The sequence below is a fragment of the uncultured Psychrobacter sp. genome, assembly GCF_947495825.1.
Classification (GTDB): Bacteria; Pseudomonadota; Gammaproteobacteria; order Pseudomonadales; family Moraxellaceae; genus Psychrobacter.
Genome location: NZ_CANMAH010000017.1, coordinates 1 through 8,382 on the forward strand (window position 1 = coordinate 1; position 8,382 = coordinate 8,382).

General features: G+C 43.4%; 3 protein-coding genes. All 3 read left to right on the top strand.

Features of this window, described 5'->3' with window-relative positions; all coding sequences use genetic code 11:
- Positions 1–5,103, top strand: a 5,103-nt coding sequence (locus Q0895_RS13295; protein WP_299189733.1) for a BapA/Bap/LapF family large adhesin, incomplete at its 5' end; no start/stop codon positions are given.
- Positions 5,104–5,331: 228 nt separating this feature from the next.
- Complete coding sequence (locus Q0895_RS13300; protein ID WP_299189735.1) at positions 5,332–6,774, top strand: TolC family protein; 1,443 nt, start codon at positions 5,332–5,334, stop codon at positions 6,772–6,774.
- 71 nt (positions 6,775–6,845) lie between these two features.
- Positions 6,846–8,318 carry an ABC transporter transmembrane domain-containing protein gene (locus Q0895_RS13305; protein WP_366139953.1) on the top strand — a complete coding sequence of 491 codons (1,473 nt, stop codon included), beginning with the start codon at positions 6,846–6,848 and terminating at the stop codon, positions 8,316–8,318.
- The last annotated feature ends 64 nt before the right edge of the window (positions 8,319–8,382 follow it).

The window sequence follows — 8,382 nt, forward strand, 5'->3', positions numbered from 1 at the left end:
ACCAATGGTGAGGTGATCAACGCCACAGCAACCGACGACGCGGACAACACCTCAGTTGAATCAGAGCCTGCTACTGCTCCAGATACCACCGCTCCTGAGGCGCCAGTAGTTGCGCCTGTGATTACCGATAACGTGGCCAACGATGGCAGTGGTGAGGTCCTAGATCCTCCAGAAACCATTGAAGAGGGCGGGGTCACTAATGACGCCACCCCAAGTGTCACCGTACCGGCTGATCAAGTTGCTAAGGGTACCCCGCAACTGGTGATTGATGGCAACGTCGTGCCATCAACCGCGATCACTAACGAAGATGGCAGCGTGACCTTAACGCCAGACACCGCGCTTACAGAGGGTGAACATACCCTCAGCTATAACCTTAAAGACGCTGCTAATAACGTGAGCGCTGCTGCACCTACTGTAACAGTTACTGTAGATACGACTCCTCCTGAACCAGTCAGTGTAACGATCGGTGACGGCGATGCTTTTATAACGCCTGACGAGATTGATAACGGCAATGCTGACGCTGCTCCGGCTACCTTTGCTTTTACTTTTGCCGTAGATGATATTATCAGCGGTAAAGTTGATGTCACTATTGGCCTATCAGAAGGCGCTATTACAGGCGATACGATTATCGTAAATGGTATTGAGCAAGTATTAACAGAGCAAGATATCATTGCAAAAAAGGTAGTATTAGCAATCCAAGTGCCAGCTCATGGAGAAGAGTTGGAGGTTATTGCCAGTATTAGAGATCGTGCGGGTAATGAATCAGCATCTTCTAAAGCGACTGCTACTGTTTATACTGATACGCCAAATGCTCCAAGCAACGTAACGATCGGTGACGGTGATGCTCTTATCACTGCCGATGAGATTTCTAATGACAACGTTGATGTCATTATCGAGTTGCCAAAAGATGCGCTGGCTGGCTATACAGTAATAGTAAACGGTATTGAGCAAGTATTGACGTTTCAAGACGTAGTATCTGGTAACGTGATGGTGAAAGTGCCAGCACCAGTAGAAGGGGAGGCGCTAATTGTCGAAGCTACGATCAAAGATCCAGTCGGTAAAGAGTCAATTCCTATAACCGCATCTGCTACACGCAATACTACTTCAACTCCAGAGGAGCCTGAAAGTATAGTAATCGGTGACGGTGATGACTTTATCACTGCTGATGAAATTATTGATAGTAAGGTTGAGGTTGTTGTTGGTTTACCAGTAGATGCAGTAGCCGGTCATGTAGTTGTCGTCAACGGTATCGAGCAGGTTCTCGCTGCTAAAGATATAGAAGACGGTCAGGTCATGATTAGAGTACCAGCGCCTGATGAAGGGGTAGAGTTGGTCGCTTCTGCTACGATTAAAGACTCCAATGGCCAAGTCTCTCCTGCCGTCGTTGCGAATGCCGTGCGTGATACCATTGCGCCCGATGCACCAACTGTGGCGATTGGTAATGGCGATAGTGATATCACCGAGAACGAAATTGATGCAGATAATAACGTTGATATTATCGTAGGTTTGCCAGCAAACGCAGTAGTCGGTGACACCGTTACTGTGAATGATATTGAACAAGCATTAGTGGCTGCTGATATTGCAGCGGGCAGTACAACTGTGAAAGTACCAGCGCCAGTATTAGGTACGGCTTTAACCGTAACGGCAACGATCAAAGATGCTGCGGGTAATGTATCAATGCCGACAGAAGCGACAGCAACTACGGTAGATACTATCGCCCCTATTGCTCCTGCTGTCCAGCTTGATGGCCCCAACGAGGTCCTAACCGTTCAGACAGAAGCCAATGCTATTGTTAAAGTATACGACTCTAAAGGTCAGCTGGTGACTGAAGGGACTGCTGATAGTAATGGCGACTTTAGCCATACCTTCGAGCCTGCATTAGAAAAAGGCACTATCTTAGATATCACTGCTACAGACGCATCGGGTAACGTCTCTGAACCGACTCAGTTGGTAGCCGGCGTGGCTGAAGTGATTGCTGCTGCCGATGATTTCGTCGATTTAGTGGTTGATGCTGTACCGACAACGACAGAAAACGCACCGCAGAGCAATACGTCTTTTGATCTTGTCACTGTTGGTTTAGGTCCTATTCTGAGTGCTGATGTCGTCGCAGGTCTGGGTGACAACGCGATTATTTTTGATGTTGGACAAGACCAGGTTAGACAAGTCACTATGCATGGAGATGCTGGTGGTGTCGCAATTGGTGCCACAAGTGATTTATACGTTTATAAGTTAAACGAGTCTACGAACCAATGGGAGCAGCAATCTGTTTCGGAAAATTGGGTTGTCGCAGGATTATTGGGCGGCAAAGGTAAAGACACCAATTTTGATCTTACTCAAGGTAAATGGGCATTTTTGATGGCTCCTGGTGAAGGCGTTGCTGTCCTGACTGGTTACTCAATTCGTGTTACCAAAGACACCACTTTAGACTATGGCAATGCTGAGTCTGTGAGTGGCTCAGCAAATGGCAATATCTTAACTGATGATGATGCTAAGTTTGGACAAGACGAATTACCAGCAAACTCTGTTGTAACTTCTATTAACGGTACGATTATTTCTGAAGATGGCTCAACCTTGATAGAGGGGCAGTATGGTACATTAACCATTCAGGCTGATGGATCTTATGAATATATAGTAAATACTGATTTCCGTGGCCCTTATGGTAGCGAAGAAACCTTTACTTATATTGTGACTTCACCTAATGGCAATAGTTCTTCTGCAGACCTGACTATTCAGCTAAACATTGTTCCAGCTGAAGAGCGTATCGATATAGACGCAACCGTCGTCGTTGATGTCGAGCCAACGCCAGTTTTGGATGCAGATAGAACGGATGTCCCTATTGATAAAGTTGGTAGCTTTAGCCTTGTAAACCTAGGTGTATTAGGCCCAGTGCTTGGGGCTGATGTACTAGGCGGAAAGGGTACGATGAAGTTTAGTGTCGGTGAGAACCAAGTACGCGAACTGACATTTAAAGGTGATGGCGGCGGCGTAGTTTCTGTCGGTACTCAGCACGACTTGTTTATTTATAAACTAGACGAAGCAACAGGTAATTTCGTTCAAGTACACGCTGAGAATAATTGGTTCACTACTATTATTGGTGGTAGTGTCTCCAAAGAGCTAGCTCTTAAGTTTGATGAAGGGGTGTACCGTGCCATATTGGTGCCAAAAGGCGGAATCAATGTCGCCTCTGGATCTGGTCTAGAGGTAGTAGAGGATAAGCTTTATGACTATGACACACCGCTTACCTTTACTGGCAGTGTCACTGATCAAGATGTGACTGAAGATGGTAGCACTGTACTGTTGAAGGTTGGTGATCAGCTAGTAGAGCCTGGACAAGCAACCATCGTTCAAGGTCAATATGGGGAATTGACTATTAACAGTGACGGCACTTATAGTTACAACGTCGAAAAACCTGCGGACACTGGCGCTGATTGGAAGCCACCTTATGGAAAAGTAGATTCTTTTAAGCTTGTGACGCAAAATGCTAACGGAAAATCAATCGTTGAAAAACTAAACATCAAAATCAGCACGCATACAGCAGTTAATGACTTTGATGAGACTATAGTGCAAGAGCGTAATGTCGAATCTACAGTTGAATACCATGAAAGAGACGACATTCTTTCAAACTATGGTAAGTCTTATTCTAAAGAGTTTGAAATTAGTGAAGGCAAAGTGGGTCAAGCTTTTACCATAGCTGTCAAAGGTGAATCAGACCTAGGAGCTGGTGTTTTGGGTCTAGGCAAAAAAGACATGACTATCACTTATGCGCTTAAAAACACAACGACAAATGAAACATGGTCATTTACGACAACTGCAGGTAAAGATATTGATCTAAATGTAATACGTACAGACATGTCTTTAAACGCTGGTCAATATACATTGCAAGTAACGTCAACAAACGGAGTTATGCAAAAAATTGATTTCGTAGCCAGTATTATTCATACCGATGAGTACACTGCTTCTTTTATCACACCAGTAACAGGATCATTACTTGATAATGACACAGGTACAGCCAACATTGCTGAGCTAAAAATCGGTAATTTAGAAGTCTTTGTGGCTGATGCAAATCAAGGCGCTAAGTCAATTGAGATTGAGGGGCAGTACGGCACCTTGACTGTCGGTAAAGATGGATCCTACCAATATGTACCAAAAGGTGGGATTTATGGAGTTGAAACATTTGTCTATGAGACTGTCTCTATAACAGGTGTCAAAGAGTCGGCAACGTTAGAGATTAACGTGGGTAAGACCATCACAGCTTCCATCCATAATGATAGCGCTGTTAGCTCTGCTGCCAATGATATTTTCATGATGGGAGCAGGTGCTGATACCATCTCTTTTGACAACCTAGGCGGTACTCTAGGTGGTAATGGTAACAATGGCGTTGATACTTGGACCGACTTTAGCGCAATACAAGGCGATAAGATCGATATTACTGGACTGCTTGATGGCAACCAGACAGCAGAAAATATTGGTGATTACCTAAAGTATGAGAACGGCATGCTCATGGTAGATCGTAATGGTAATGCTGAGTTTGAAGCGCTATTGCAAGTCACAGCAACCGACTTAAACGAGTTGTTAGACAGTATCAATTGGGAAGCAAATAGCATCAGTACGTCAAGCATGAGTGTATCGAATCTAAGTATGGACACGGCTGCTTCTGATACAGATAACGATATCTTTGATATAAACGAAGATGTTAACAGTGTCATTTATACGGGGCTTGGCTCAGACACTATTAACTTAGCTGGCAATATCTCTGACTCAGCGTTACTCAATATGGGTGAAGGGTTTGATACTTTAAACTTGACCGGAGCCGGTCAGCTCATTAGCTTGTCAGATGTTTTTGAAACAGAAGTCATCGACATCAGCGGTATCAGTGCTAATACGTTAACTGCTCGAGAAGAAGATGTGGCTAGAGCTGAAACGTCGAATCCTATCTACGTGAAAGGTAACAGTGATGATACAGTGGATCTTCAAGGAGACAATTGGGTTAAAACTGCACAATCCGTTACCGACAATGAGGGACAAACCTATGATGTATGGCAAGTGGATAGTAACTTAGCTTCTCAGATCTATATCGATAGCGACATTACTAATATCATTTAAGTATATTTTGAGTTTAAGAGCGCTTCCGTTATGGAAGCGTTTTTTACACTTGTTTTTTAAGATGTTACTCCACGGTTTGACGCTCTAAAATTCAGCAAACTCAGAAATATATCTATATAGCAATTACTGACATCTAATATGAAAAACGTTTTCAATCTGAACAACCTATCTTGTCGCTTAAGACTATACAGCCAACTGTCAGCTTTAGCTGTATGTATGGGTTTTACGATGACGGCTCAAGCAGCGATAAAAGATTTGCAAATTAATAGCTTAATTATGCAGGCGATAAAGACGCATCCTTTAGTAGAGTCAGCACGAGCGGAACAACAAGCTACTACAGAAGGCATTAATGCCGCCAAACTGAGTCTTTTACCGACACCAAGCGTGAGCTCGGGCTACGATAGAGAGGACGACTTTGTATCACAAGTGACTATTCGTCAGCCTGTATGGACTGGAGGTAAGCTGACAGCGGATGTCAATCAAGCCATGTTTGATGATAAAGCTGCGGTAGAGTATGTTTACGAGCAACAAAACCAAGTCGCTAAAACGACTATCGATGCGTGGCAAAGTTATATTCAAGCCATTGCAGAACAAGGTGTCCATGCTGATGGGTTAAAGGAGCTAAATGACTTTGAAGCTATGATGCAGCGCCGCGTCGATCAAGGTGTTTCAGCTCGTATTGAGCTTGACTTAGTCACTAACCGCATCTTACAAGAGCAAACGGCTTATCAGGCTGCAGTCGAGCAGCAACGTATTGCTGCAGCTAGGCTTGAGCAAATTATCGGTCAGCCATTGTCTCAAATGGGAGCAATGAGTATACCGAACATTAAAATACTGGCCAATCAAGCGAAGCAACAATCAACCAGTTTTGAAAAAATGGCATTTGACCAAGCCAGTTTTTATAACCCTAAGGTCGTCAAGGAACACTTTCAAATCGAGTCCGCCAAGCAAGGAGTCTCGGCTCAACAAGCGGCTCAGTATCCTACTGTTTATGTCCAATATGAACATGCTTACTATCATGAAAATAGTGAGAATGATGGCAAATTCTCACTGGGATTAAGTTATACCCCAGGTGCTGGGTTTTCTAATCTTGCTTTAGCACGAGCATCGCAAGCTCAGGTCAATAGTTTGGTGCAAACCCAAGAAGCAGCGCGTCGCAGTGTGTTAGAAAACATTCAGGTACAGTATCAGCAGTTTGTTAGTGCCAAAGATAGGGAGGTATCCCTAATCGCTGCTGTTGCTGGGGCACAGATTGTAGTTAACTCTTATCGTCGGCAGTTTATTGCTGGACGCAAATCATGGCTTGAAGTGTTAAACGCGGTACGAGAGCACAATGATTATCAAGTCCAACTGGCGCAAACGCGAGCGAACATGTTGGGCGCATTTTATAAGTTGCAAGTAGATTTTGGAGTTATGCAGTGGCAAAAGTTTGCCAATAACCGTAAACCTGTGACCTTATTTAGCCCGATAGATCCTGTAAAAAAATGGATCAATAAACAAGACAAAACAAGTTTAAGCCGTAATCTTGGCTACCAATCAGAGATAGACGAAGGTTACGTAGATATTAGACTTCCTGCTACTGCAGAAGATAGCCTGAACAAAGGTGATTATATTATGTTGAATGAAGACTATAGTATTACCCCGATAGTCGAACAAGATGATACCCATTGAACGAAAGAACATAGAAGATAACCAGATTTTCTAGCCATGCCTTGGACCCAAATATTAAATAAGCGATGAGTATGAGTTCAAATTTACAACCTAAAAAAACGCCTTCTATCGATCATAGCGTTCAGCAGCTCGATATCAATAAGGTTGAACGGATCTCGACCTTTGTAGAGGCCATTAGGCATATACTTAGTCAACAAGGGTATCCAATAGATAATGTACGCTTAAATGATATTGTAAAGCAGCATAGTGAGCTATTTTCCAAGCAATCTCAAAGTCTGTACGAGTTAAAAAGTGTGGTGGCTGTTTTAAAAGATCTTGGTGTCGATGATGTACCAGAGATATTGGAACAGCCAGATGCTGCTTTTTTACCATTATTGGCTTATCGAGCAGATTTAGGTTGGGGGGTGATTGACAGCCAAACGCCGCAAAAGCGCTGGAGTTTTCGGCAAGAAAAGAAGCACACCTATACTGATACTGATGAGCTATTATTAATCCTACGTATTCGCTTAAAAAACGATCATATCAAACAGCGTAAAGCGTCCTTTTCTGAGTTATTAAAGTCAGATTTAGGTAACTATAAGGGCATACTTTTTGAAGCCGTTATTGCCACTTTTTTGATCAATATGTTGGCATTGGCCGTCTCACTGTTTTCGATGCAAGTTTATGATCGTGTGATACCCACCCGTAGTGAATACACTTTGATTATTCTGGCCAGTGGTGTGCTGCTGGTTATACTGTTCGAAGCGTTTATGAAATTTTCTCGATCGAAGATTATGGACAAAGTGGTTGTGGGTCTTGATCAGTATTTATCTCGAGAAGTATTCCAACGACTCCTTAAAGTACGTATTGATCAGATGCCAGGGTCAGTTGGTTCTATGGCAGCTCAGCTACGAGGCTATGAGCAAGTCCGTAGCTTTTTTACCGCTAGTACCTTATTTGGTCTTGTAGATCTGCCTATGACCATTATTTTTATTACTTTAGTCGCTGTCATAGGCTCTCCTTTAGTAGCAATCGTTCCGGTTGTCGCTGCTATTATAGCCATTACAATAGGATTGTTGGCTCGTAAACGTATTGATACGATTGCAGCTGAAGGAGCCACGGCTTCTTATTATAAGACAGGTTTGTTAGTAGAAGCTGTAGAGGGGGTTGAGACCATAAAGGCTGGCGCAGGGAGCTGGAAGTTCTTGTCACGCTGGCTTGATGCGATGGCTGTCACTATCAAAAATGATTTAAGTATGAAGCATGCTAACGACAACTTAACTTATTTTACGCAAATGCTGCAACAGGTGAGTTATGTAGGCATTGTGATTGTAGGTTCATTTGTCGTTATGGCAGGTGATATGACCATGGGCGGACTGATTGCCTGCTCAATCCTTGGCGGTAGAATATTGGCGCCTGTTATGATGTTGCCCAATCTTTTGGTTCAATATTCTCACGCCAAAGCCGCCAAACTTAATATTGAAACTTTGTTTTCATTAGAGCAAGACAATCAAGGCGTGGCTTACCCTTTGTCACCTAGCCGGATAAAGGGTTTGGGGCTGTAGTAGATAAGGATTAAATATCACACCATTTTCTCAAGGTTTTCAGCTGATTAGATGGTGAGCCATA